This window comes from Devosia yakushimensis (genome assembly GCF_030159855.1).
GTDB classification, from domain to species: Bacteria; Pseudomonadota; Alphaproteobacteria; order Rhizobiales; family Devosiaceae; genus Devosia; species Devosia yakushimensis.
The window spans coordinates 796,310-821,332 of sequence record NZ_BSNG01000001.1; the positions used below are offsets into that span (position 1 = coordinate 796,310).

Sequence of the window (25,023 nt, forward strand, 5' to 3'; positions counted from 1 at the left end):
GAGGGGAGGGGCTGAGGGAGGGGGTGGTGCAGTGATCACCGATGGACCCCCACCCTCGATCCCTCCCCTCAAGGGGGAGGGAGGCGACGGCCGAAAAATTGGTGTTAGGCAAAATTCTCATTGCTCGATCGCCCTTCCCTTGAGGGCAAAGAGGCCGCGCGGCCGGCGCTGGATGAAGAGGATGATCATGACCAGGATCAGGATTTTGCCGAGCACGGCGCCGGCATAGGGTTCGAGGAATTTGTTGGCGACGCCGAGCGTGAGCGCGCCGACCAGCGTGCCCCACAGATTACCCACCCCGCCGAACACCACGACCATGAAGCTATCGATGATGTAGCCCTGGCCCAGATTGGGCGAGACGTTGTCGATCTGGCTGAGCGCCACGCCGGCGAGGCCGGCAATGCCCGAGCCCAGGCCGAAGGTCAGCGCGTCGACCATCGGCGTGCGGATTCCCATGGCCGAGGCCATGCGCCGGTTTTGCGTCACGGCGCGCATTTGCAAGCCAAGCGGGGTGCGGTTGAGGATCATCAGCAGCATCAGGAAGACCGCGATGGCGAACATGACGATCCAGAAGCGGTTCCAGGTGATCGACAGCCCGTAAAAGGCGACCGAGCCCGACATCCAGCTGGGATTGGACACCATCTGGTTGGTCGGCCCGAAAATGGTGCGCACCGATTGCTGCAGGATCAGCGAAATGCCCCAGGTGGCGAGCAGGGTTTCGAGCGGCCTTCCATAGAGCCAGCGGATCACGCCGCGTTCGATGGCGATGCCGACCAAAGCGGTGAAGAGGAATGCTGCAGGCAGGGCGACGGCCAGCGAATATTCGGCCAGCCCCGGCGCATATTGGCGGATCAGCGCCTGCGTCATGAAGGTGGTGTAGGCGCCCAACATCACCATTTCGCCGTGCGCCATGTTGATCACGCCCATCACACCAAAGGTGATGGCGAGGCCAATGGCCGCCAGCAGCAGCACCGAGCCGAGCGAGATGCCATACCAGACGTTTTGCACGGCGCCCCAGGCGGCCGCATCGCGGCTCAGGCCATCAAGGCTGGCCTGAATATCGGCCTTGAGTGCATCTGGGGCATTGGCCAAGGCGCCGCGCAGCACGGTGATGGCCGAGCTATCGCCGGATTTGGCGACCACGGGCGCGGCGGCTTCGCGCTCCTCGATACTGGCAGCAGGGTCTTGCAGGACGATAAAGGCGCGGGCGGTTTGCATCAGCGTCTTGATGCCGGGATCAGTCTCGGCGGCGAGCGCTTCATCAAGTAGCGGCAGATTGACCGGGTCGGCATCGCGCATGATCGATTGGGTTGCGGCGCGGCGTGTCGCCGGATTGTCGCTGAGCAGCGTCATTTGCCCGATAGCGGAGCGGATGACGCGGCGCAGGTTATTGTTGACGCGCACCTTCTCGGCGTCGCGGCGGCCTACTTCGCCCAGGTCTGCGCCGGTCAGCGGATCGGTCGTGGCGTAATTGTCGCCCTGGCGCTCGACATAGACGACGCGGCCGGTCGATTCCACGACATAGAGATTGCCCTCGGAGAGGGTATTGAGAATGGGGGAGACGCGGGTGTCGCCAGTGGCGACGAGGGCGGCAATGGCCGCTTCGCGGTCGGAATAGCTGCCGGGCGCCAAGGCGTCGATCAGGGTGGTGAGCTCGGCATCCGATGGCTGGGCCAGGCTGGGCACAATGCCAATCAGCAGCATGAGCAGCGCCAGCAAGGTGGCGGACAGGCGCTTGACGGACATCGGCATTCTCCAGGTGTTAGACGGCAAGAATGGGGAAGGCAGCGTGTGCCGCCTTCCCCGGGATTTCAGCTTATGGGGTGGTCGCGCCGCCGCAGGTCATGGTGGCGGTGTTGAAATTGCCGCACGACAGAGGCGCCCGCCAATCGGCGATCAGGGGCTTGGATTCAGGCAGGAAGTCGCTCCACTCGTCGCCCAGTACGAGGCCAGGAGTTTCGTAGACGATGTCGAACTGGCCATCATCCTGGATTTCGCCGATCAGCACGGGCTTGGTGATGTGATGGTTCGGCGCCATGGAGGCGAGGCCACCGGAGAGGTTCGGCACGGCGACGCCGATGATGGAGTCGATGACGGCATCGCTATCGGTGGTGCCGGCGGCTTCCACGGCCTTCACCCACATGTTGAAGCCGATGTAATGGGCTTCCATCGGGTCATTGGTCACGCGGTCGGTGCTGCCGATAAAGGCCTGCCAGGCGGCAATGAACTCTTCGTTTTCGGGGGTATCGACCGACATGAAGTAGTTCCAGGCGGCCAGGTGCCCCACCAGCGGAGCGGTGTCGAGACCGGCGAGTTCTTCTTCACCCACCGAGAAGGCGACGACCGGAATGTCGGCGGCGTCGATGCCCTGGTTGCCCAGTTCGCGGTAGAACGGCACGTTGGCGTCGCCATTGATGGTGGAGACCACGGCAGTCTTCTTGCCGGCCGAGCCGAAGGCCTTGATGTCGGAAACGATGGTCTGCCAATCGGAATGCCCGAATGGGGTGTAGTTGACCATGATGTCTTCAGCGGCCACGCCCTTGTCCTTGAGATATTGCTCAAGGATCTTGTTGGTGGTTTGCGGATAAACATAGTCGGTGCCGGCCAGAACCCAGCGCTCGACGCCTTCTTCATTGGCCAGGTAATCGACGGCCGGAATGGCCTGCTGATTGGGCGCGGCGCCGGTGTAGAACACGTTGCGCTGGCTTTCTTCGCCCTCATATTGCACGGGGTAGAACAGCAGCCCGTTCAGTTCCTCGAACACTGGCAGCACCGATTTGCGGCACACCGAAGTCCAGCAGCCGAACACCACGTCGACCTTGTCGACTTCGATCAGCTGGCGGGCCAGTTCGGCGGCCAGCGGCCAATCCGAAGCGATATCGACGACAACCGGCTCGAGCTGCTTGCCCAGAACGCCGCCCTTTTTGTTCTGCTCGTCGATCAGGAACAGCATCGTGTCCTTGAGCGTGGTTTCCGAGATCGCCATCGTGCCCGAAAGCGAATGCAGGATGCCCACCTTGATGGTGTCTTCCTGCGCCAGTGCCGGCACGGCTGGCAGGGCAGTGCCGGCCAGCAGGCCCACTGCCATGAGCGTGCGCATCAGGCGTTTTCCAGTCATCATTATTGTCCCTCGTTCATTTCGCTTGCCCAACACGCCCCCAGGCGGCGATGGGTCACGGAGGCTGACCTTGGGACCATTGTTAACGCTGGCGTATACGTCGATTGACGTAACCCGGCCGGGACGCGCTCGGGTCCTATGGCGAAAAATGCAGGGCTGGCTTGGCTTTGCGGTGCATTGCGTGGCAGAGATAACAACGATAGTTTTTTGGGCAGTCCCGCAACGCGATTAACAATTAGACAGGGCCCATGGCGCGGCAGCGAATTATTCCGATCAGGCGCGAATATAATCGCTGGGTCGCCGACCAGACGCTTGAAGACTATGCGTTGCGCTTTACCGCAAAATCGGCGCGCCGATATTCCAGCGACACCATCTCGCAAACCGCGATAGGGGCCATCTCGTTCCTGGCGCTCGAAGCCATTGGCGGGGCCATCACGCTGTCCTATGGCACGACCAATGCGATGATCGCGGTGGCCATCGCCTCCATCGCCATCCTGCTGGTCGGGGTGCCCATCTCCCGCTATGCGCGGCGGCACGGCGTCGATATCGACCTGCTGACCCGGGGCGCCAGCTTTGGCTATATCGGCTCGACCATTACCTCGCTGATCTATGCCAGCTTCACCTTCATCCTCTTCGCCATCGAGGCCTCGATCATGTCGAGCGCCCTGCAATTGGCGTTCGGCATTCCGCTGTGGATCGGCCATATCATCAGCGCCATCATCGTTATTCCGCTGGTGACGCATGGCGTGCGCATGATCAGCCGGTTCCAGATCTGGACCCAGCCGGTCTGGATCATTCTCAATATCGCGCCGTTCTTTTTCATCGCCTTCATGGATTGGGAAAAGTTCGACCTCTGGCGCGCCTTTGCGGGCCTGGGCCAACCCGAAGGCGCGGCAGGCAGTATTGCGCCCTTCGATGTCGCCAAGTTCGGCGCGGCCTCGGCAGTGATTCTGGCGCTGATGACCCAGATCGGCGAGCAGGTCGACTTTTTGCGTTTTTTGCCTGCGGAGGGCAGTTCCAAGCTTCGTCACAAGCTGGGGATATTTTTGGCCGGGGCGGGGTGGGTCGTGGTCGGCGCGCCCAAGCTTTTGGCGGGTTCGTTCCTCGCTTATCTGGCGCTCTCGTCGGGCGTGTCGCCCGAACACGCCTCCGAGCCCGGCTATATGTATGCCATCGCCTTTGGCTACATGATCCCCAATGAGGTGGTGGCGCTGCTGCTGATGGCCGTGTTCGTGGTGGTCAGCCAGCTCAAGATCAATGTGATGAACGCCTATGCGGGCTCGCTCGCCTGGTCGAACTTCTTCTCGCGCCTGACCCATAGCCATCCCGGCCGCGTGGTCTGGCTGCTGTTCAATGTCGGCATTGCCCTGCTGCTGATGGAGCTGGGCATTTACCGGCTGCTAGAGGAAACCCTGGGCATTTTCTCGATCATCGCCATGGCCTGGCTGTGCTCGATTTCGGCTGACCTCTTCATCAACAAGCCGCTGGGCCTCGCACCGCCCGGCATCGAGTTCAAGCGCGCCCATCTCTATGACATCAACCCGGTGGGCCTGGGCTCCATGCTGCTGTCGGCCGTGGTGGCGCTGGTGGCTCATTTCGGCGCCTTTGGCGAAATGGCTGCGGCTTTGGCGCCCTATATCGCGCTGGTCGTGGCTTTCATCGCCTCGCCCACCATCGCCTGGGCGACCAAGGGCAAATATTATCTGGCCCGCAAACCGCGCAAGCAGTGGCAGAACCTCAAATCAGTCACCTGCTCGATCTGCGAACATCCCTTCGAGCCCGAAGACATGGCGTGGTGCCCCGCCTATGCCGCTCCGATCTGCTCGCTGTGCTGTTCGCTTGATGCGCGCTGCCATGACATGTGCAAGCCCAATGCGCATTTCCGCGCGCAGACCCGCGCCGTCGCCGCGAGCGTCCTGCCTGATTGGGCCGTGGACAAGCTGCAGACAAGGCTGGGCCGCTATGGTGTGTCGTTCTGCATTTCGCTGGCGCTGATCGGCTCCATTTTGGGCCTGATCTATTATTTCGCCGCGGGGGCGGCGCCCGATACCGAAGAGGTGGTGGGTGGCACGATCCTCGTCGTCTTCTTCGTCTTTGCGGTGGTGGCGGGCATTGTCGCCTGGTTCCTGGTGCTGGCGCATGACAGTCGCCTCGTGGCCGAGGAAGAAAGCTCGCGCCAGAACACCCTGCTGATGAAGGAAATCGCCGCCCATAATCGCACCGACGCGGCCCTGCAAAAGGCCAAGGAAGTGGCCGAAGCCGCCAATCAGGCCAAGAGCCGTTATGTGGTGGGTCTCAGCCACGAATTGCGCACCCCGCTCAATGCCGTGCTGGGCTATGCGCAAATCCTGGAACGCGACGAGACCGTGCCCGCGCCGCGCCGTTCCTCGGTCAAGGTCATCCGCCGCAGCGCCGAGCATCTGTCCGGCCTGATCGATGGGCTGCTCGACATTTCCCGCATCGAGGCGGGGCGGCTGCAGGTCTATTCCAACGAGATCAATATCCACGATTTCCTCAGCCAGATACGCGAAATGTTCCGGCTGCAGGGCGAGGCCAAGGGGCTGGAATTCCGCTACAAGGTCGCGCCCAACCTGCCGCAATTCGTGCGCACCGATGAAAAGCGGTTGCGGCAGATTCTGGTCAATCTGCTGTCCAACGCCATCAAATTCACCGATACGGGCTTTGTTTCGTTCGAGGTCGCCTATCGCTCGCAGGTGGCGACCTTCACCGTCACCGATAGCGGCCATGGCATTGGCGAGGCGGATCTGGGCCGGGTGTTCGAGCCCTTTGTGCGCGGCGAGGCCGAGCGCAATCGGCTGACGCCGGGGTTGGGCTTGGGGCTCACCATCACCAAGCTGCTGGCGGAAACGCTGGGCGGGGAAATCCAGGTGCAGAGTACGCCGGGCAAGGGCTCTACCTTCAAGGTGCGGCTCATGCTCGCTCGCGTGGAACGCCCCGCCGCCAAGCCGCATGAGGAACTGCGCATCCGCACCTATAGCGGGCCGCGCCGCACCATCATGGTGGTTGACGACAATGCCGAACACCGCGAAATGATGCGCGAATTGCTGGTGCCGCTCGACTTTACCGTGCTGACGGCGGTCGATGGTCCGCATTGCCTCACCCTGGTCGAGGCCATCAAGCCGGACCTGTTCTTCGTGGATATTCTGATGCCCGGAATGAATGGCTGGGAGCTGGTGGAAAAGCTGCGTGATGGCGGGCAGGGCGCTCCCATCATCATGCTCTCGGCCAATATCGGCGATGGCCTGGGCCAGCCCACCAGCGATACCGGCCACAATGACAGCATGGCCAAACCGCTGAATTACGGCCAGCTGCTCGACAAGCTCGGGGCGCATCTGGGTATTAGCTGGGTCGAGGATCAACCGGGGATGGATGCACCGGTGGCCCCACCAGCGAACATTGTTTCACCCGGTGCCGATGTGGTGGGTGAATTGCTGGCTTTGGGCGAGATCGGTCATGTCCGGGGCATCGATGCCCGGCTCGCGGCGCTAGCCGATGATCCGCGTCATGGTCCGCTGGTCGCGGCTTTGCGCCAGCAGATCGAGACCTACGATTTCGACGGCTATGCCGCGATCCTCAACCGCGTGGGCGAAAATGAGCGAAGTTGAGAAACAATATATCGCCCTGGTGGTCGACGATTCCATCGAATCGTTGAGCTTCCTCACCACGGCTCTGGAGGCGGAGGGCGTCACGGTCCTCTTGGCCCGCAGCGGTGAGGCGGCGCTTGGTATTGCCGGCAAGATCGTGCCCGATATCATCCTGATGGATGCCGTCATGCCGGGGCTCGATGGCTTTGAAACCTGCAAGCGGCTCAAAGCCACTTCTAGCGTCGCGCAGGTGCCGGTCATCTTCATGACCGGGCTGACCGAGACTGAGCATATCGTGCATGCGCTCGATGTGGGCGGGGTGGATTATCTCACCAAGCCCATCAATCTCGATGAATTGCGCGCCCGCATCCGCGTGCATCTGGCCAATGCCCGCCGGGCGCAGAGCGCGCGGGTGGCGCTCGACGCTGCCGGCCGGCATTTGATGGCGCTGTCCAGCGGTGGCGTGACGCTATGGGCGACGCCGCAGGCGGGTAAGCTATTGGAGCGCACCATGCCCGGCATGGACGCCTCGGGTTTCATTGCCAATCAGGTCCGGCCCTGGCTGGATGCTCGCGCCGGCGCCAATTCCATTGCCGGCGACAGCCTGATGCTGGAGCCCGGCAATGGCGCGCGTATCCAGCTCATGTGTCTGGGCATGATCGGGGCCGACGAATATCTGTTCCGCCTGCTCACGCCGGGCGACGAGAACCAGGATGGCATCCTGCGTCGTCAATTTGGCCTGACGCAGCGCGAAAGCGAAGTGCTGCTGTGGATCGCCCGCGGCAAGTCCAATCGCGATATTGGCGATATTCTGGGCCTCAGCCCCCGCACCGTGAACAAGCATCTCGAACAGGTCTATTCGAAGCTTGGCGTGGAAAACCGCGCCTCGGCGGCCATCCGCGCCACCCATATCCTGCAGTCCTCGCTGGAGGATTGATTCCCGATCACATCTGCGGCGCGCGGGGAACCCACGCCCATGGCGCCCGTTGATCTTGCGAGCCCGCTGGATGGTGGGCCCACGATTGGCGTATCGCCGTTTCGGTGCGTCAACGTTCGGTGGACTGCTACAGAGGCTGACGCTCCTTTGTGGTGTCTCCGTTGGGACGCGAAACTTCGGTTTCGCGTCCTTTTTTGTCGTATCAATTTTCAAATTTTGCTTGAGTTTATGAAAATAAACGCCCGGTGTTCGCAAAGTGTTTTGCATATGAACACGTGATGTTCTCCGCTTTGAAACAAGTATGACGATTTTACGTCTCTTCTATACGGCCGTTGGGGCCGTGCTTTAGGAGAGATAAGATGAAGAGAATTGTTTCAACAGTTCTTGCCGGCATCTTGCTTGCCGGTACTGCAGTTCCTGGACATTCCCAGGACTTGCTCGGGGGCCTTCTCGGAAGCGGTGACGACAACAGTCTCATCAATATTGATTCTGGATCGGCATCCGATGCGGGCCTGGTCAATGTGGGGATTGGGGGCGATGACAGTCTGCTCGACGTCAATATCGGCGGTTCCGATCCGCTGGCCACTGCCAATGTCAGCAGCGGCGGCGATAGCGGATTGCTCGGCGTGGATGCCAATGTCGGCAATGGCGGCTCGATCGCCAACGCCAATGTGGGCGTGGGCGGCAGCGGCGGTCTCGTCGATGCCGATGCGAACCTGCTCAATGGCACGGTGAGGGCCACCGCCAATATCGGCGGCGACAGCCTGATCGATATCGGCATCGGCATTGGCAACCCGGGCTCGCCGGGAGGTCCCGGCGGACCCGGAGGCCCTGGTGGACCAGGAGGTCCCGGAGGGCCGGGAGGGCCTGGCGGCCCAGGAGGACCCGGCATGATTCCGGGCGGCGGCGGAGCCGGCGGCTTTGCCAATGCGGCCTGTGCCGGCCAGTCCCCCTCGCAGCTGGTTCGCCTTGTGCAATCGACCCGGGTCGATGCTTCCTGGGCACGGGCTTCGAACGTCCAGATCCAGCGCGTCGGCGTGTGCCCGGAAATCCGGGTCTGGTTGCAAGGCCAGCTCAATGGCTCGGGCCTTGGTCCGGTGCTGCAGCAGGCCGTGATGAGTGATGCGCTGATCAGCACCTCGCTCAGCCGCGCCAGCTTCAACGCTGACCGGGTCTTCGCGGTCAAGCGTTCGGGCTCGCAACTGACGGTCTACGTTTACTAAATTCGTTTCCACACAATGCCCAAGGCCCGGTCCATTAGGCCGGGCCTTGGTGCTGCGCGCCGACCTCTCCAGGGGCGAGGTGATCCGAGACCCTAAGGCGCTGGTTGCGCTTCCGGTCCGATCAGCAGGGTTGTCGGTTTTACGCCCAGCAGCTTGGCGGCGACGGCCTTTACGTCCGCCACGCTCACCGCTTCGATCAGTTCCTGGCGCCGCGTCAGATGGTCGATCCCCAGATTGCGCAGGTCCGGACCAACCAGCGTATTGGCGATGGCGCTCGACGAGTTCAGCTCGTTGATGGGGTAGGAGCCGATCACATATTTCTTGGCCGAGGCCAGCTCGGCTTCGGTGGGGCCATTTTCCGCGAGGCGGGCGATGACCTCCTGGGCGACGGCCAGGGTTTCCTCGGCCCGGTCGGCGCGCGTGGCCGTGCCGATGATGAGCATTTCGGTGTGCTGGAAATTGAGCAGCGCCGAGGTGATGTTATAGGCCAATCCACGCTTTTCGCGCACTTCGGCGGTAAGCCGGGACAGGATGCTGCCGCCGCCGAGGATTTCGTTCATCAGATAGGCGGCGAAATAGTCGGGCGCATCGCGCCTGATGCCGGGATAGGCCAGGTAGATGGCGGTCTGCGGCAGAGGATAGTTGACCTCCAGCTCCTGGCCGAGCACGGGTTCGACATCGGCGATCGGCGTCAGGTCCGGCTGCTCGGGCAATGTGCCGAACACCATGTCCAGCATCGCGCCGGCTGCTTCGGCATCGATATCGCCGACAATGCCGACATGCAGGTTTGCCCGCGCGAAAATGGCCTGGTGCAGGCTCCGCAGGTCGTCCGCGGTAATGCTCGCAAGGGTTTCGGGCGTTCCCTCGCGGCGGCGGGCATAGGGATGGTCGCCATAAAGCGTCTGGGCCCAGAGATTTTGCGCCGCCGTGCTGGGGTCCTGGGCAGCGGCGACAATGCCGGCGACGATCTGGGCGCGCATGCGGTCGATCGGGTTCTGGTCGAAGCGCGGCGCCTCGATGGCGAGCTTGAACAGGTCCAATGCCTCGTCGCGCTGCTCGGTCAGTAGGCGCATCGCCCCATAGACCGCGTCATTGTCGGCGACGAAACTCATCTCCGCCCCGACATTGTCCAGCTCGATCTGGAAAGCCTCGCTGTCGAGATCGCCCGCGCCCTCGTCGAACAGGGCGGTCATCAGGTTGGCAAGGCCCTCCTTGCCCACGGGGTCCTGCGTCGTGCCGCCCTCGAAGGCGAAGCGGATGGTGATCAGGGGCAGCGAATGGTCTTCCATCAGCCAGGCCTTGATGCCCAGGGGCGAGGTGACCTCCTGGAACTGAATCTCGGCCTGTGCAGGCAGGCTCAGCAGCAATGTGAATAGCGCGGCAAACAGCGCCAGCGCATGGCGGAGCGGGAAAAGTCTGGTCATCACTGGGCTCCGGCGTCGCTGGGCAGCAGATAGCTGGTCACGGAAAGGGAAGGGTCGAGATATTTCGCCGCCACGGCCTGTACCTGTTCGGCGGTGACGTCGCGGATGCGGTCGGGCCACTCGGCCAGGGTTTCGATGTTGCCCCCATTGGCCAGTTCGGCACCATAGATATGGGCCATGCTGAATTGCACATCGCGGGCAAAGATCATGGAGCGCACATAGCGCGCCTTGGCGCTTTCCAGTTCCGCCTCGGTGACGCCATCCTTGATCAGCAGGGCCAGTTGTTCGCTGATGGCGCCTTCGACATCGGCCAGGGTGTGCTCGGGTTGCGGGGCGCCATAGAGCATGAAGGTGCTGTCGTCATAGGCGCCGCCATCGTAGCGGGTGCCCGCCGATGCGCCGATGCCGTCCTTGACGATAATCTGCTGATAAAGCCGGCTACGGCTTCCTCCGCCCAGGATTTCCGACAGCAGGTCCAGTGCTTCGGCCTCGCCATTTTCAGCGGAGCGGTAAGTGGGGACGATCCAGGATTTGGTGAAACTGGCAATGCCCACGCGCGGGTCGGCGAGGGTAACGGTGCGCTGGGTGTCATGCTGGGGTTCGGCAGGCCGAACACGCGGCGGCAGGGCAGGGCCGCGCGGCACCGCGCCATAACTGGCCTCGGCAAGGGCGCGGACTTCGTCCACATCGACATCGCCCGCCACCACCAGCACGGCGTTGTTAGGCGCATAATACTGATTGTAGAAAGCGACGGCATCGGCCCGGTTGAGCTGTTCCATCTCATGCATCCAGCCGATGGTGGGGATGCGATAGGGATGGTTCTGGAACAGGGTGGCGTAGACTTCCTCCTGCAGCAGCGCCTGCGGATTGCTGTCGGTGCGCATGCGGCGCTCCTCCAGCACCACGTCGCGTTCGGAGCCGATGACATCTTCGGTGAGGATCAGCCCGCGCATGCGGTCGGCCTCGAAATCCATCATGGACGCGAGGGCATCGGGCGGCACCACCTGGTAATAAGCGGTGACGTCATTGGTGGTGAAGGCATTGCCGGTCCCGCCGATTTCGGTGACGGCGCGATCGAGTTCGCCCGCGGGGTGGCGCGCCGTGCCCTTGAACATCAGGTGCTCGAGAAAATGGGCGATGCCCGATTTCCCCGCCGGCTCGTCGGCGCTGCCCACCTTGTACCAGACCATATGGGTGACGATGGGCGCGCGGCGATTGGGGATCACCACGACCTCCAAGCCATTATCGAGCACAAATTGCTCGGCCACGGCCTCGGGCTGCACCTGTTCTTTGGCCAGAACTGGCGCGGCAAGCAGCGCGGTCAGGGCGAAGGCCATGGCGGTTTTGAACATCATCGGCAGAATCCCGGTTGGTCGACCCGGCATGCCTAGACGAGTTCGTCGATGCGCGGGAACAATTGTTTGTCAGTTGAGGAAAGTCAGGTGCTCGTTGCGGAACTGGCGGTGTCCAATACCGGCCGGTTCCAGGTCCGACGCGTCAAGCCTCGTCAAATGCTGGCGAATAGCTGCCGCTGCCGCATCGGGCTCCAGCCGGGTAACATCGAGCACCAGCAATTCGGCGACATCAGGCTCCTGTATGCGGTCGGTCGCCATCGCTTCCTTGAGTACCTGGCTATCGGCAAGCTTGCGGCCAATTCGATCTGCCTGCTGCACGCGCCGGGCGTTCTCCTCGATATCGGCGGCGAGCACGATCGGTATGAGCGGGACGTTTCTGGCGATAGCCAAATCCACGACCTGGTTCCAGGCCTCGCGTTCGCGAGATGCGCCCACGCAAAGCGCATTGGTCATCACGAATGTTTCGTTCGCCGGCCGTTCGGCAAGCGTCTGATAGACGGCGCTGCGCACGGCTTCATAGAGGGGCCATCGGGCAGGATCGTTTATTGAAGTTCAGCCGATGGCTACATCGTGCAGGAGGTGATTGTGGATGAAGCGGGCGCCCAGGTCTGCGGCCAGCAGGCGCCCTATCGTCAGTTTGCCGACGCCGGGCCAGCCATTGAGGTGGATGATCATCCTGCTGCTGCCACCATTCACCCCCGCGGATAGGCCATATAGGCCAGGCGCCGGCTGTCGGGGGCCCAGGAATTGACATTGATCGTGCCCTGACCGCCGAAGAAGCTGGCCAGCGTGCGCAATTCGTCGCCCTCGGGCGACATCAGGCGCAGCAACACGTCCTTGTCCGCGGGGTGTCCCGTGGTGCCTTGGGGATAACTCAGGAGGGCCACGAGCGAACCATCGGGCGAGAGGTGGGGAAACCAGTTGACGTAGCTGTCGAAGGTCAGCTGCTCGAGCCCGCTGCCATCGGCTGCGCTCATGCGGAAGACCTGGGCATGGCCCGGCCGGCTCGCGGCCAGCTCGGAGTTGAAATAGATCCAGCGGCCATCGGGCGAATATTCCGGCCCGTCATTGGGAACGCTGAGATCGGTCAGCCGCGTATCGGGTCCGCCAGCGGTGGGAATGGTGAAAACATTGACCTGCCGCTCGCCATTGCGCTGTTCGATGGCGACGTAGGAGAGCGTGGCACCGTCGGGCGAGATGCCATGCAGATAATAGTGGAACGGAGTGGGATGCGTATTGGAAACGCGCTGCGGAGTGCCGCCTGTGACAGGCACGGCATAGAGGTGTCCATCGTCAGAGCTGACGTAAATGCTGGTGCCGTCGGGCGATAGCACGTGGTCGTTATTGAGATCGGCCAGCGCGCCGGTATCGATCTGCTCGGGCTGGCCACCCGTGGCGGCGATACGATAGAGCCGCCCGCCGGCATTGAAGACCAGCCATTGCCCATCGGCGGACCAATTGGGCGCTTCGATGACTTCGGTCGAGCTGAAGATGACATCGGCATTGCCGTCGAGGTCGATGACGGTCAGATCAGAGCGCTGGCCGGCGGCCAGGGAGCGGCCGCGGCGCGGAAAGATGAAGGTCACGTTGATCACCCTGGGCAATGAGGAAAGGCGGGATGGACCCTAACCCAGCATATTGCGCCTCGCCAGCCCCGTTGCCCCGCCGACCGGCTTGCCCTACATAGACGGCCAAATTCGAGAACCGCGAAGAGGTCAGCAAGCCTATGGCTCGCCAGTTCATCTACCACATGCACGGAATGTCCAAAGCCTATGCCGGCGGCAAGAAGGTGTTGGACAATATCCATCTCAGCTTCTACCCCGACGCCAAGATCGGCGTGCTCGGTCCCAATGGCTCGGGCAAGTCGACCCTGCTCAAGATCATGGCCGGCATCGACACCGAATTCCAGGGTGAAGCCTGGGTCGCCCAGGGTGCCAAGGTCGGCTATCTCAGCCAGGAGCCCGAGCTTGATCCGGCGCTGAACGTGCTCGGCAATGTCATGACCGGGGTCAAGGAAAAGAAGGCCATTATCGATCGTTACAACGAGCTGATGATGGAATATTCCGACGAGACGGCCGACGAGGCCGCCAAGCTGCAGGACCAGATCGACGCCGAGAATCTGTGGGATCTCGAATCGCAGGTCGAGGTGGCCATGGAAGCCTTGGGCTGCCCCCCGGGCGATGCCGATGTCACCAAGCTTTCGGGTGGCGAACGCCGCCGTGTCGCGCTCTGCGCGCTGCTGCTCTCCAAGCCCGACCTGCTGCTGCTCGACGAACCGACCAACCATCTGGATGCCGAAACCACGGCCTGGCTCGAGCGCCATCTGCGCGAGTTCGAGGGTGCGGTGCTGATCATCACCCACGATCGCTACTTCCTCGACAATGTCACCGGCTGGATTCTCGAGCTCGATCGCGGCCGCGGCGTGCCCTATGAGGGCAATTACTCGGCCTATCTGGCCGCCAAGGCCAAGCGCTTCGCCCAGGAAAAGAGCGAAGATGCGGCTCGCGCCAAGGTGCTGGAACGCGAACGCGAATGGATGGGGCAGTCGCCGCAGGCGCGCCAGTCCAAGTCCAAGGCCCGCCTCAAGGCCTATGACGAACTGGTCAAGATCAACGAGGCCCGCACCCAGTCCTCGACCGCCCAGATCATCATTCCGCCCGGCGAACGGCTGGGGCAGAACGTCATCGACATCGAGGGGCTCTCCAAGTCCTATGGCGATCGCGTTTTGATCGACAATCTGACCTTCAAGCTGCCCCCGGGCGGCATTGTGGGCATTATCGGCCCGAACGGCGCCGGCAAGACCACTCTGTTCCGCATGCTGACCGGCCAGGAAAAGCCCGATGCGGGCAGCGTCACCGTGGCCGAGAGTGTGCATCTGGGCTATGTCGACCAGAGCCGCGACAGCCTCAACCCGAACAAGACCGTCTGGGAAGAAATCTCGGAAGGCGACGAAGTGCTGATGCTGGGCAAGCGCGAGGTCAATTCGCGTGCCTATACCAGCTCGTTCAACTTCAAGGGCGGCGACCAACAACAGAAGGTGGGCAATCTCTCGGGCGGGCAGCGCAATCGCGTGCATCTGGCCAAGATGCTCAAGAGCGGCGCCAACGTCCTGCTGCTTGACGAGCCGACCAATGATCTGGACACCGAAACCCTCGCCGCGCTCGAAGAGGCGCTGGAGGAATTCGCCGGTTGCGCCGTGATCATCAGCCACGATCGCATGTTCCTCGATCGCCTGGCGACCCACATGCTGGCCTTCGAGGGCGATAGCCATGTGGAATGGTTCGAAGGCAATTTCGCCGATTACGAAGCCGACAAGATCCGGCGCCTCGGCGCCGATGCGGTCAACCCCAAGCGCGCGACTTACAAGCCGCTGACGCGGTAGGACGCAGCACGGGTCGTCCAAACTCAGTTCCATCGTCATTGCCCGGCTCGTCCGGGCAATCCATCTTTCTGCGTGCGCTGCGAGATGGATCACCCGGACGGGCCGGGTGATGACGATGAACCGAGAAATCGCGGAATGGTCTAGCTCAACGCTCTATCGTTCTCTCTCTTCCCCAAGGAAGGTGGAGAGAGGACATGCCTGGCACCGCGCCAGTTTGTCATGTTTTCCCAATGTTTACCCCAAGCAATACTATTCGCCGCAAACTGCGCGGATAGTGGTAGAGACTAGGCTGATAAACTTGGAGAGACGCATGACCGAACAATCGCAGTTCTCGGAAAGTCTTCCGGTCTGGGTCCGGCGTCAGGCTTTGGGTTTGGCTTTGCGCCTGATGCCCAAGCGGCTTGTGGATTCGGCCTATCTCACTGCGCATACCGCCTATCGTCTGGTGGTGCGTGGTCCGCGGGTTCCCAATGCTTCCTCCATCGTGTCGCGGCCCAATGATTACGGTGGGCCGGTCTATGATACGTCTTCGGCGGGTCTTCTGGCCGGCATGCAGAATGGGTTTTATTTCCTTTGCCACATAGCGCCGCTCAAATGGTGGTCCCCGCCCATGCGTGGCGTGATGATGATCTCGGGCGTGCATGTGGCCAAGCGCTTCAAGCGCTCGCTCAAATCCTCGCCCTTCACCGTCACCATCGACAAGGATTTTGCCGGCGTGCTGCGCGGCTGCGCGGCCATCCGGCCGGGGCGCCCCCCGCTCACCTGGCTTTTTCCGGCTACCCAGCGGCGCCTGCAAAAGCTCTATGAGGAAGGCCATGCCCATTCGGTCGAAGTCTGGAATGAGCAGGGCGAACTGGTTGGCGGCGTATTCGGGGTGATGCTCGGCACGGTTTTCACCGCGCTCAGCATGTTCCATACCGAGGACAATGCGTCCAAGGTCGCCATTGTCAGCCTCTATCATCATCTGGATGCCTGGGGCGTCGATGTGGTCGACCATCAGGGTCTCACGCCCTGGGTCGAGACCCTGGGCGGCGTGTTGGTGACCCGTGAGCAATATGTTGCCCTCCTGGCCCGCCCGGCCAAGTCCGACGCCGCCAAGCCTGGCCCATGGCATGTGCAGTTCAGCCCTGCCCAGACCGGCGAATGGGAACCTTCGCAGCCCGCTCCCGCCAAGTCGGAAGCCGCCTGAGCCATGCTCGACCTCTGATTTTCACCGGAGTGGTGTTGGCACCACTTCGATCATCCTCGCCATTTGCCTTGCGCCTCCAATGCGCTATGCCTCCGTCAAACTTAGTGGAGAATAGCCGTGTCACTGGAGCCATTCGAGCTCGATATCGGTCGGGCCAAGCTTGTCGGCGTGGAAATGGGTGAGGGGCTTGCCGTCGTGTTCCTCCATGCGGGCGTGTGCGACAAGCGCATGTGGTCCGAGCAGATGCAGGCGGTTGCCGATGCCGGCTGGCATGCCGTGGCCTATGACCGGCGCGGCTATGGCGAGACGGTCTCGGAAGACGAGGCTTTCAACCATGTCGATGATCTCGAAGCGGTGCTCGATGCGCTCGGCATTCACGCGGCGGTCTTTGTCGGCTGTTCGATGGGCGGCGGGCTGGCGGTGGATTTTGCCCTGCGCGATCCCGGCCGGATCATCGGGCTGGTGCTGATCGGCACCTCGGTTACCGGCTCGCCCTGGACGGCCACCGATGTCGAGAGGATGATCGAGGCGGCCGAGGAGGATGCCTATGAGCGCCACGATTGGGAGATGCTCAACCGCGTGCAGGCGCATGAATGGCTCGATGGTCCAAGGGTGCAGAGCGGACGGGTCGGTGGCGCGGCGCGCGAGCTCTTTCTCGACATGAACGCGCTGGCCCTCAGCAAGCCCGTGCTGACCCAGGAAGAGGAGCGCCCGGACGCCTGGCGCCGGGTGGCCGAGGTCAATGCGCCGACCCTGCTGCTGGTGGGTGACGAGGACTTCACGGCGCTGATCGAACGGCACGAACACCTGTCCGAAGAAATGCCCAATGCCTTCGCCGCCGTGCTGGAAGGCGTCGCCCATATCCCCAGTATCGAGCGGCCCGAACTGGTCAATTCCATGCTGCTGGAATTTCTCGATGCCATTGGTGGGGAAGGGAATGATGAGGAAGATGAGGAGGAGTGAGCCTGTCGAACTACGAGGTTGGGTGCCACGACCTCTTCGCCGAGAGATTCATCTTCCCGCTTTCGCGGGAATGACCCTGCGAGTGTTACGCAGCGATGGTGCTGGGACGATTTCCTAATCCCTTGAATCAAGATGGCCGGGCGATAACCCGGCCACCTCATGCAGTGATTCATCGCGCTCACATCTGGAATCCGCCTGCTGTCAGCCTGATTCCGCATGCATCCGCAACCTTTTGATCTCAAACGGCAATAATGCCATCGAGATGCCGGTCGAGCTGCGGCGTCGGCAGGTTGGTCAGGTCCTTGTCCAGTTCGGCCAGGATGGTCTTCTTCACGGCCGGCGACATGGCCCGCCGGATTTCCCCGAGCGCAATTGGCGATGCCGCGATCACCAGGCGGTCGAATTCGCCCTCCTGCTGCTTGCGGTCGAGCATATGCGCCAGCGATTTGACGAAGACCATTTCGCGGTGTTCGACGGGGTCGGTGCGGGGCTCCATGGCGCTGCGGCCGCCGCCGGCTGACGATTGGCCGCGGCCCGGCTTGTCGGTCACGATATCCTGCGCCATGAGCGGATCGATGGCAAAATCCAGCCCATCCACCTGGCGCAGTCCCTTGCCCGGTCCCGTGTTCTCCAGCACGCGCGCTTGCGTGCCGTCAGCGATCAGAATCCAGGTGACGGTCTTCTTCATGGTCTGCTCCTATTGTGGGTGGCATCGAAACGGAGCAGCCCGACGACCGCCCGTCTTTCAGAACGCCCCGCAGCCAAAAAGGTTTGCCCGTCCATCAGCAAAGCGCTGGCTGGCGATCACAAACTGTCATTGGTTTCCGCGGCGATCGGCTGCTAACACCGGGATATAGACGCCTCCCCAAAGGCGTGGAGTATCCGATGTCCCTGCCTCAAGCTGCGCCTGGCGCGGCAATTTCACCTGCCAGCGAAACCCGCAATGGCGTCTTCGCCGCCCTGGGTGCCTATGTGCTCTGGGGCTTCCTGCCCATCCTGTTCGGGCTGCTCAGCGGCGTCGGCTCCGTCATGATCGTGGCCGAGCGAACGCTGTGGTCGCTGGTGCTGATGGCCGTGATCCTGGGTGTCATGGGCAAGCTGGGCGAGGTCATGGCCCTGTTGACCGATTGGCGCAAGACCGGAACGTTACTGCTCTCGGCCGCCTTGCTGGCCGGCAATTGGCTGCTTTTCGTCTGGGCGGTCGAGACCGGCCAGGTGCTCGAAATCAGCTTCGGCTATTTCATCAACCCGCTGGTCAATGTCGCCATCGGCATGATTTTCCTAGGCGAGCGGCAAAACCGGATGCAGGCCATCGCGATCCTCATTGCCGTCATTGCCATAGCCATTCAGGCGGCAGGGCTGGGCGGGGTGCCCCTCGTGGCGCTGGGGCTGGCGTTTTCGTTCGGCTTTTACGGCTTCATCCGCAAGACTGCCGCGCTTGGCCCCGCTGCGGGCCTCTTCGCCGAAACGCTGATGATCGCGCCTTTCGCGCTGGCCTATGTGATCTACGATCTCACCAGCAATGGGGTAGGGGCCCATGCCGATCCGCAGACCATGCTATTGCTGATCTTCAGCGGCCCGGCGACGGCCGTGCCGCTATTGCTCTTTGCCTATGCCATCCGCCGGCTGCGGCTCACCACGATCGGCATGTTCCAGTATCTGGCGCCGTCGCTGCAATTCCTCGTGGCTATCATCGTGTTCCACGAACATCTCAATGCGGTGCGGCTTTTCAGCTTTGCGCTGATCTGGGTGTCGCTGGCCGTGTTCAGCTATGACAGCTTCCGCAGGCGCGGGCGCAGCTAGCCGGACTTGCGCCTTGTGTGGCGGATGATCGCCGCGATTTCCGCAAAGGTGTCGGCAAAGGGTGTCGCTTCGCGCCACACCAGCGACAGGCGCCGCCCCGCCCCGGGCGATACCAATTGGTGAATGGCGATCCGCGGGTCGGTCGCCTCCTTGCGCAGTGCAATCTGGGGCAGCAGCGTCACCCCCTGTCCATTGGCCACGAATTCCACAATGGTCGATAGCGAGGTCGCCGCGAAGGTGCGGGCGGACGGGTCGCTGTCCAGCCGGCAGGCCGCAATGGTCTGGTCGCGGAAGCAATGACCCTCGTCGAGCAGCAGAATGCGCTCCGGCGACAGGGTCGATAGCGCCACCGGCTCGGCGGTCTCCTCGTCGCGGCTGGTGGCCAGCACAAAGGGATCGTCGAACAATTGGGCGCGCGTCAGCTTGGGGCCCTGGTCCGGCGGGTCGGTGCCGATCAGCGCGATATCGAGGCTGCCATCGACCAGTCCGGCGATCAGGGCTTCGGTGCGATTCTCGCTCACTGCAAAATCCAGCCCCGGCAGGCCCTTGGTCAGCGCCGGAAAAATCTCGGGCAGCAGATAGGGCGCGACCGTGGGGATAAGCCCAAAGCGGATCGGCCTTTCGGGGTTACCGGCCTGGCCCATGGCAAAGGCGGCCAGCGCCTCGGCGCCATCCACCACGCGCCGGGCCCGCTCGATGAATTCGCGCCCGAACGGGGTGGGCCGCACGGCGCGCGTCAGGCGGTCAAAGAGCGGGGTGCCGCAATAATCCTCGATCGCCTGGATCTGCTGGCTCAGTGCGGGCTGGCTGATATTCGATGCCGTCGCGGCCCGGCCGAAATGGCCGGCTTCGGCCACTGCGATGGCATAGCGCAACTGCTTGAGGGTAAAGCTCATGATAGGCTCAGCCTATCACAATAAGAGGATCAATCAATTTGCCTAATGGCGGGCGAAGAGGCAAAACGAAGTTAGTTTGGAATTATTCCAGGGAGATTGCAGCAATGATCGACAAACCCCGCCTCACAACCAGCGCCGGCGCGCCGGTATCGGACAATCAGAATAGCGAGACGGCCGGGGCCCGCGGCCCGGTTCTGCTGCAGGACTATCAGCTGCTCGAAAAGCTCGCGCACCAGAATCGCGAGCGCATTCCCGAGCGTGTCGTCCATGCCAAGGGCTGGGGTGCCTATGGAACACTGACCATCACCAAGGACCTTTCCCAATACACTATCGCCAAGCTCTTCGGCGCAGTGGGCAAGAAGACCGATCTGCTGATCCGTTTCTCCACCGTCGCCGGCGAAATGGGCGCGGCCGATGCCGAGCGCGACGTGCGCGGCTTTGCCATCAAGTTCTATACCGATGAAGGCAATTGGGACCTGGTGGGCAACAATACCCCGGTCTTCTTCGTGCGCGATCCGCTGAAATTCCCCGATTTCATCCATACCCAGAAGCGTCATCCGCGCACCAATATGCGCTCCAAGACCGCCATGTGGGATTTCTGGAGCCAGAGCCCGGAATCGCTGCACCAGATCACGACGCTGTTTTCCGATCGCGGCCTGCCGGTCGCCCCGATGTATATGAATGGCTATGGCAGCCACACCTATTCGTTCTGGAACGAAAAGGGCGAGCGCTTCTGGGTCAAGTTCCACTTCAAGACCCTGCAGGGCCACAAGCATTACACCAATGCCGAGGCCGAGAAGATCATCGGCCAGGATCGCGAGAGCTATCAGGCCCATCTTTTCGGTACGATCGACCGCGGCGAATTCCCGCGCTGGCGCCTGGAAGTGCAGATCATGCCCGAGGCCGATGCGGACAAGACGCCGTACAATCCCTTCGATCTGACCAAGGTCTGGCCGCATGCCGACTATCCGGTGATCGAGGTCGGTGTCGTCGAGCTCAACCGCAATGCCGACAATTACTTTGCCGAAATCGAACAGGCGGCCTTTTCGCCGTCCAACAAGGTTCCCGGCATCGGCTATTCGCCCGACAAGATGCTGCAGGCCCGCGTGTTCTCCTATGCCGATGCCCATCGCTACCGGCTGGGCACGCATTATGAATCGATCCCGGTCAACCAGCCCAAGGTTGCCGTGCAGCACTATCACCGCGATGGCCAGATGAATGTCTATGGCGGCATCAAAACCGGCAATTCGGACGCCTATTACGAGCCCAACTCCTTTGGCGGGCCGGTAGAAGACAAGTCGGTCAAGGAGCCACCGCTGCGCATCGTGGGCGATGCCGACCGGTACAACCATCGCGATGGCAATGACGATTACGGCCAGCCGCGGGCGCTGTTCAACCTCTTCGACGATGCCCAGAAGGGGCGGCTCTTCGACAATCTCGCCGCCGCAATGGATGGCGTGCCCGACGAGATCATCGAGCGCCAGCTGGCCCATTTCCATCTGATCGACCCCGCCTATGCCCAGGGCATAAGGGCGGCCCGCGCGGCGCTGGCCGGGCAGGCCAAGGACAGCATTTCCGATCAGGAAAGCGCGGCGGCCGAATAAGCCGCCACACAGTGAAGAAAGGCCGGTCCTTGTGACCGGCCTTTGTCTATTAGCTCTTGCAGCGCTTGTAGACGACGGCCGCTACGCCCATGCCATAGCCTTCGCCATTGTAGAGCAGCTCGTCGCTATCGGGGGCATATTCGAAATTGTCGACATTGCCTTCCTCGCTCCAATGGATGGCGCCATTGCCCGCGGGGCTGTCGTCGGGGAAGAACTCGACATCGGCGGCGGCCGCCGCGCCCAGGCTCAGTGTATTGCCTTCGATGTGGATGGAATCGTCCGCCTTTTCGCAGGCGCCGTCAATGGCCCAGTGACCATGTAGGTTGGCGGGAACATCGTCCGCCAGAACCGGGGCGATGCTGAATGCGGCAAATATTGTCGTCAGAGCAATGATACGCATGAAAATCCTCCATTAATGGGGTTCTTGATCCAAGCACCGGCAGCGGTAACGGGCAAGTGACCGCCTGGTATCGTCGTCTCATAAAATTTGAATCAAATCCGGCCTGCTCCCTTCAGCCCGTGCAAGAAGGTGGCAGTCCACTTTGCCGCTGATGGGATTTTACGCGGCAGGAGCCGGGGGACTTGATGACCGAACTTGACCAGGGCCAGCGCGCGTTTTCGAGCTTTCGAGTGCTCAATGGCGAGAACGATCGCGGCGAACGCGAACAGCTCTTCCGCAATATGGCGCAGCTTTTCAGCTATGTGTCGGACCGCTGCGACGACGAACAGGTCGCCCAATATGATGAAGTGCTGTGCCAGCTCGCAGAACTCGTCGAGGTCGAGGCCCGCATTCACGTCGCCAAGCTTCTTGCGCCGCTGGAACGCGCGCCGGGTACGGTCGTGGTCAAGCTGGCCAATGACGATATCGAGGTGGCCAAGCCCCTGCTCGAATTCTCCAATGTCCTTTCCGATGACGATCTGATCGACATCATCGCCCGGCAGGGTGAACAGCATCGTATCGCCATTGCCGGCCGCAGCAGCGTGGCCGAGCGTGTCGGCGAGGCCATTGTCGAACATGGCGAAGCCTCTTCGATCACCCGGCTGGTGCGCAATTCCAATGCCGAGTTCGACAAGGCCACGCTGGAAAAGCTGGTGGCCCGCGCCACTGCCGACGCTGAAATCGCCGCCGATCTGCGCGGCCGCCCCGAGATCGATTGGGGTTCCCTGCGCGGCGAGATCGATAGCGTTGCGAGCAAAGTGCTCGAGACCCTGGACGAGGACAAGTCGCTCGATCCGGTCGCCGCCGGCAAGGTCAATGCCGTCGTTTACAACCGCATGCGCAACCGCGCCGGCTTCTCGGCCAATGAGTGGAAAGTGGCCTATAACCAGGTCAAGGCACTCAGCGACCGCAAGCAGCTCGATGACCGTGCACTGGCCCGCTTTGCCCGCTTCGGCTATGGCCACCACGCCGCCGCCGCATTGACGGTCGTGCTGCGCGTCAGCCCCGAGGTTTTCGTCAAATGGCTGGCCAGCCAGGACTATGTGGCGATCACCGTGGCCCTGCGGGCTGCTGGCCTGACGCCGGAATTGTTCGAGGCCATTGTTGCTACCTTGCCCTGGCGCGACCTGCCGTCCCAGGCCGACAAGACCATGGTGAGAAGCCGCTTCGAAGCCCTCGAAAAAGACGAAGCCTCCGGCATTTTCGAACTCTGGCGCGCCCACTCCTTCCGCAAGCGCACCGCCGGCGACGACCGCGCCAACGTGGCTTAGGGTTCTAGGGCGCTCTGCACGCGGCGCCCGTGATCCATGGACCTAGGGTGCTACTTGCAAGTCCGTTTGACGAAACTCGTCATCCGTCGCAAGCACCGGTACGTCATAATGCTTGGCACAAGCATAGTGCAGGCAATCCGCTAGGTTCAGACCATGGCGGCCCCTGCGAAATCGTGCGGCAGCATTGATTGAAAGCTGGGTGGCTATAAGTGGTTCCGGCAGGTCTTTGAGGACGATACCGCGCTCCTCCAACACCTCCAGCACGACGACTTCCACCTGCTCGATGGGCAGGTTCCACTTGTCAGGCCGTGATAGCGCCAACGCCGTTTCCAGAATGACCAAAGCTGAGGTGAATGGCGCTTCGGCCTCGGCAATGGCATTGCTGACGCGCTCGGCCTCCGGCTCCTCGGAAAGCAACGCGACGAGCGCGGAAGCATCGACGAACAGGGTCATTTGCCGTCCCCATCGCCCCACATCTCGTCATAGGCCGATTTCGGCAGGGGTCGACGCGCCTCGGCGTCGTTAGAAATACCGTGCTTGGATAGCACCCGCTGCACCGTCTGGCGCGGCGTTTCGTTCGTCCGTCGCCGGGCAATGGCCTCGCGCATTGCGATAACGATTGCCTCGGTCAAGCCCACGCCTTCGATCTGTGCAAATTTGCGCGTCAGCTCGTCCGCCTGCTTGTTGTTGACGTTCAATGCCATGACGCCACCTGATGTATATTTTGTATGATACATATGTAGTCCTATTGCTCTACATAATCAATGCAGAGCCACTTTCATACTCCAACACCATGAGTCACTAGACCACCGCTCCAAAATAGATATAAAGACATCTTTATATCTCGTGAGGTGCGATGGCGGAGCTGGCGACATTGGTGGGGGTGCTGAAGGCGGCGGGTGAGGGGACCCGGTTGCGCCTGTTGGCATTGCTGGCCGATGGCGACCATTCGGTCAAGGATTTGACGGAAATTCTCCGGCAAAGCCAGCCCCGTGTCTCACGCCATCTCAAGCTGCTTGCCGATGCCGGGCTGATCGAGCGCAATGCCGAGGGGGCCTGGGCCTATTATGGTCTGGCGCAATCGGGTGATGGTTCGGCGCTGGCGCAATGGGTCATCGAGCGTCTCGATGGCGCCGATCCGGAGCGCCGCCGCGATATTGAGCGGCAGGCTGCGGTGCGTGCCGCCCAGCAGGCGCAGGCGGCCGAGTATTTCGCGAAGGTCGCGGGCAGCTGGGACTTGCTCAAGACGCTGCATGTGCCCGAGGAAGCTATTGAGGCCGCCATTGTCGAGGCATTGGCGGGGCGCTCGGTAGGGCTGCTGATCGATCTGGGCACGGGCACTGGCCGCATGCTCGAGCTGCTCGCCGATTTCTACAAGCGCGGTATCGGCATCGATTCCAGCCGGGAAATGCTGGCCGTGGCCCGCTCGCGCCTTGCCGCCGCCGGCCTTGGTCATGCTCAGGTGCGGTTGGGCGATATTGCCGATCTCGATACCGCAACCGGTTCGGCCGATGTGATCGTGATCCATCAGGTGCTGCATTATTTCGACGATCCGGGCCGAATGCTGGCGCAGGCGCGGCGCCTGCTGAAAGCGGGTGGCGAAATGCTGATCGTGGATTTTGCCCCGCATAACCTGGAATTCCTGCGCACCGAGCATGCCCATAGGCGGCTTGGCCTGTCGCAGGCGCAAATGAGCGGCTGGGCCGCTGCTGCCGGCCTTTCGGTCGAGGCGGTTCGCGAGTTTCCCGGCGAGAATGGTGACAACGGCTTGACGGTCTGCCTCTGGCGCCTCAGCGACAAGACTTGAACGGATA

At 62.1% G+C, this 25,023-nt stretch carries 22 protein-coding genes; 10 read left to right on the forward strand and 12 right to left on the reverse strand.

Annotation, left to right across the window (positions count from 1 at the left end; all coding sequences use genetic code 11):
* Positions 1–117: 117 nt before the first annotated feature.
* Positions 118–1,746 (reverse strand): urea ABC transporter permease subunit UrtB, encoded by a 1,629-nt coding sequence (urtB, locus tag QQL79_RS03795; RefSeq protein WP_370461176.1) that lies wholly within the window; start codon positions 1,744–1,746, stop codon positions 118–120.
* A gap of 70 nt (positions 1,747–1,816) precedes the next feature.
* Positions 1,817–3,088 carry an urea ABC transporter substrate-binding protein gene (gene urtA / locus QQL79_RS03800; protein ID WP_284392812.1) on the reverse strand — a complete coding sequence of 424 codons (1,272 nt, stop codon included), beginning with the start codon at positions 3,086–3,088 and terminating at the stop codon, positions 1,817–1,819.
* A gap of 278 nt (positions 3,089–3,366) precedes the next feature.
* On the opposite strand from urtA, the gene QQL79_RS03805 reads away from it, so the two are divergent.
* The 3 genes from QQL79_RS03805 (at position 3,367) to QQL79_RS03815 (ending at position 8,883) form a co-directional block, all read left to right on the forward strand.
* Positions 3,367–6,744 carry a hybrid sensor histidine kinase/response regulator gene (locus QQL79_RS03805; protein ID WP_284388066.1) on the forward strand — a complete coding sequence of 1,126 codons (3,378 nt, stop codon included), beginning with the start codon at positions 3,367–3,369 and terminating at the stop codon, positions 6,742–6,744.
* Complete coding sequence (locus tag QQL79_RS03810) at positions 6,731–7,660, forward strand: response regulator transcription factor (protein ID WP_284388068.1); 930 nt, start codon at positions 6,731–6,733, stop codon at positions 7,658–7,660. Before QQL79_RS03805 ends, QQL79_RS03810 begins: the two co-directional genes overlap by 14 nt.
* Positions 7,661–8,019: 359 nt before the next feature.
* A complete protein-coding gene (locus tag QQL79_RS03815) occupies positions 8,020–8,883 on the forward strand; it encodes a hypothetical protein (protein WP_284388071.1) in 864 nt (287 codons plus the stop codon).
* Between the two features lie 92 nt (positions 8,884–8,975).
* Here the strand turns inward: QQL79_RS03815 and QQL79_RS03820 are convergent, their stop codons facing one another.
* The 5 genes from QQL79_RS03820 to QQL79_RS03840 form a co-directional block, all read right to left on the reverse strand.
* A complete protein-coding gene (locus tag QQL79_RS03820; RefSeq protein ID WP_284388072.1) occupies positions 8,976–10,307 on the reverse strand; it encodes a M16 family metallopeptidase in 1,332 nt (443 codons plus the stop codon).
* The gene (locus QQL79_RS03825) at positions 10,307–11,659 is read right to left on the reverse strand and encodes a M16 family metallopeptidase (protein WP_370461242.1); all 1,353 of its coding nucleotides are present in this window, start codon (positions 11,657–11,659) and stop codon (positions 10,307–10,309) included. Before QQL79_RS03825 ends, QQL79_RS03820 begins: the two co-directional genes overlap by 1 nt.
* Before the next feature lie 72 nt (positions 11,660–11,731).
* Positions 11,732–12,172, reverse strand: coding sequence for a hypothetical protein (locus QQL79_RS03830; RefSeq protein ID WP_284388076.1), 441 nt, complete (start codon positions 12,170–12,172; stop codon positions 11,732–11,734).
* A gap of 42 nt (positions 12,173–12,214) precedes the next feature.
* The gene (locus QQL79_RS03835; RefSeq protein WP_284388078.1) at positions 12,215–12,337 is read right to left on the reverse strand and encodes a hypothetical protein; all 123 of its coding nucleotides are present in this window, start codon (positions 12,335–12,337) and stop codon (positions 12,215–12,217) included.
* Between the two features lie 17 nt (positions 12,338–12,354).
* On the reverse strand, positions 12,355–13,248 hold the full coding sequence (locus QQL79_RS03840) for a TolB family protein (protein ID WP_284388080.1): 894 nt from the start codon (positions 13,246–13,248) through the stop codon (positions 12,355–12,357).
* 140 nt (positions 13,249–13,388) lie between these two features.
* Between QQL79_RS03840 and ettA the strand changes: the two genes are divergently transcribed.
* The 3 genes from ettA (at position 13,389) to QQL79_RS03855 (ending at position 17,196) form a co-directional block, all read left to right on the forward strand.
* Entirely contained in the window at positions 13,389–15,044 is a 1,656-nt protein-coding gene (gene ettA / locus QQL79_RS03845) for an energy-dependent translational throttle protein EttA (RefSeq protein ID WP_284388082.1), read from the forward strand.
* A 310-nt stretch (positions 15,045–15,354) separates the two neighbouring features.
* Complete coding sequence (locus QQL79_RS03850; protein WP_284388084.1) at positions 15,355–16,233, forward strand: leucyl/phenylalanyl-tRNA--protein transferase; 879 nt, start codon at positions 15,355–15,357, stop codon at positions 16,231–16,233.
* Between the two features lie 117 nt (positions 16,234–16,350).
* Positions 16,351–17,196, forward strand: coding sequence for an alpha/beta fold hydrolase (locus tag QQL79_RS03855; RefSeq protein ID WP_284388086.1), 846 nt, complete (start codon positions 16,351–16,353; stop codon positions 17,194–17,196).
* 238 nt (positions 17,197–17,434) lie between these two features.
* On the opposite strand, the gene QQL79_RS03860 is transcribed toward QQL79_RS03855, so the two are convergent.
* Positions 17,435–17,884: a host attachment protein gene (locus QQL79_RS03860; RefSeq protein WP_284388088.1), complete on the reverse strand. Its 450-nt coding sequence runs from the start codon at positions 17,882–17,884 to the stop codon at positions 17,435–17,437.
* A gap of 197 nt (positions 17,885–18,081) precedes the next feature.
* Here QQL79_RS03860 and rarD point away from each other — a divergent pair, with 197 nt between their 5' ends.
* Positions 18,082–18,999: an EamA family transporter RarD gene (rarD, locus tag QQL79_RS03865; RefSeq protein ID WP_284388090.1), complete on the forward strand. Its 918-nt coding sequence runs from the start codon at positions 18,082–18,084 to the stop codon at positions 18,997–18,999.
* Here the strand turns inward: rarD and QQL79_RS03870 are convergent.
* The gene (locus tag QQL79_RS03870; protein ID WP_284388091.1) at positions 18,996–19,895 is read right to left on the reverse strand and encodes a hydrogen peroxide-inducible genes activator; all 900 of its coding nucleotides are present in this window, start codon (positions 19,893–19,895) and stop codon (positions 18,996–18,998) included. The genes rarD and QQL79_RS03870 overlap by 4 nt on opposite strands.
* A 104-nt stretch (positions 19,896–19,999) precedes the next feature.
* On the opposite strand from QQL79_RS03870, the gene QQL79_RS03875 reads away from it, so the two are divergent.
* Positions 20,000–21,499, forward strand: a complete 1,500-nt coding sequence (locus tag QQL79_RS03875; protein WP_284388093.1) for a catalase — start codon at positions 20,000–20,002, stop codon at positions 21,497–21,499.
* Between the two features lie 49 nt (positions 21,500–21,548).
* Here QQL79_RS03875 and QQL79_RS03880 read toward each other — a convergent pair whose 3' ends face one another.
* Entirely contained in the window at positions 21,549–21,899 is a 351-nt protein-coding gene (locus QQL79_RS03880; protein WP_284388095.1) for a hypothetical protein, read from the reverse strand.
* 185 nt (positions 21,900–22,084) lie between these two features.
* Here QQL79_RS03880 and QQL79_RS03885 point away from each other — a divergent pair, with 185 nt between their 5' ends.
* Positions 22,085–23,209, forward strand: a complete 1,125-nt coding sequence (locus QQL79_RS03885) for a DUF2336 domain-containing protein (protein ID WP_284388097.1) — start codon at positions 22,085–22,087, stop codon at positions 23,207–23,209.
* 42 nt (positions 23,210–23,251) lie between these two features.
* Here the strand turns inward: QQL79_RS03885 and QQL79_RS03890 are convergent, their stop codons facing one another.
* A complete protein-coding gene (locus QQL79_RS03890; protein WP_348523168.1) occupies positions 23,252–23,662 on the reverse strand; it encodes a type II toxin-antitoxin system VapC family toxin in 411 nt (136 codons plus the stop codon).
* Positions 23,659–23,913: a type II toxin-antitoxin system VapB family antitoxin gene (locus QQL79_RS03895; protein WP_284388099.1), complete on the reverse strand. Its 255-nt coding sequence runs from the start codon at positions 23,911–23,913 to the stop codon at positions 23,659–23,661. The genes QQL79_RS03890 and QQL79_RS03895 overlap by 4 nt, the downstream gene beginning before the upstream one ends.
* A 152-nt stretch (positions 23,914–24,065) precedes the next feature.
* Between QQL79_RS03895 and QQL79_RS03900 the strand changes: the two genes are divergently transcribed.
* Positions 24,066–25,016 carry an ArsR/SmtB family transcription factor gene (locus QQL79_RS03900; protein WP_284388101.1) on the forward strand — a complete coding sequence of 317 codons (951 nt, stop codon included), beginning with the start codon at positions 24,066–24,068 and terminating at the stop codon, positions 25,014–25,016.
* Positions 25,017–25,023 lie beyond the last annotated feature (7 nt).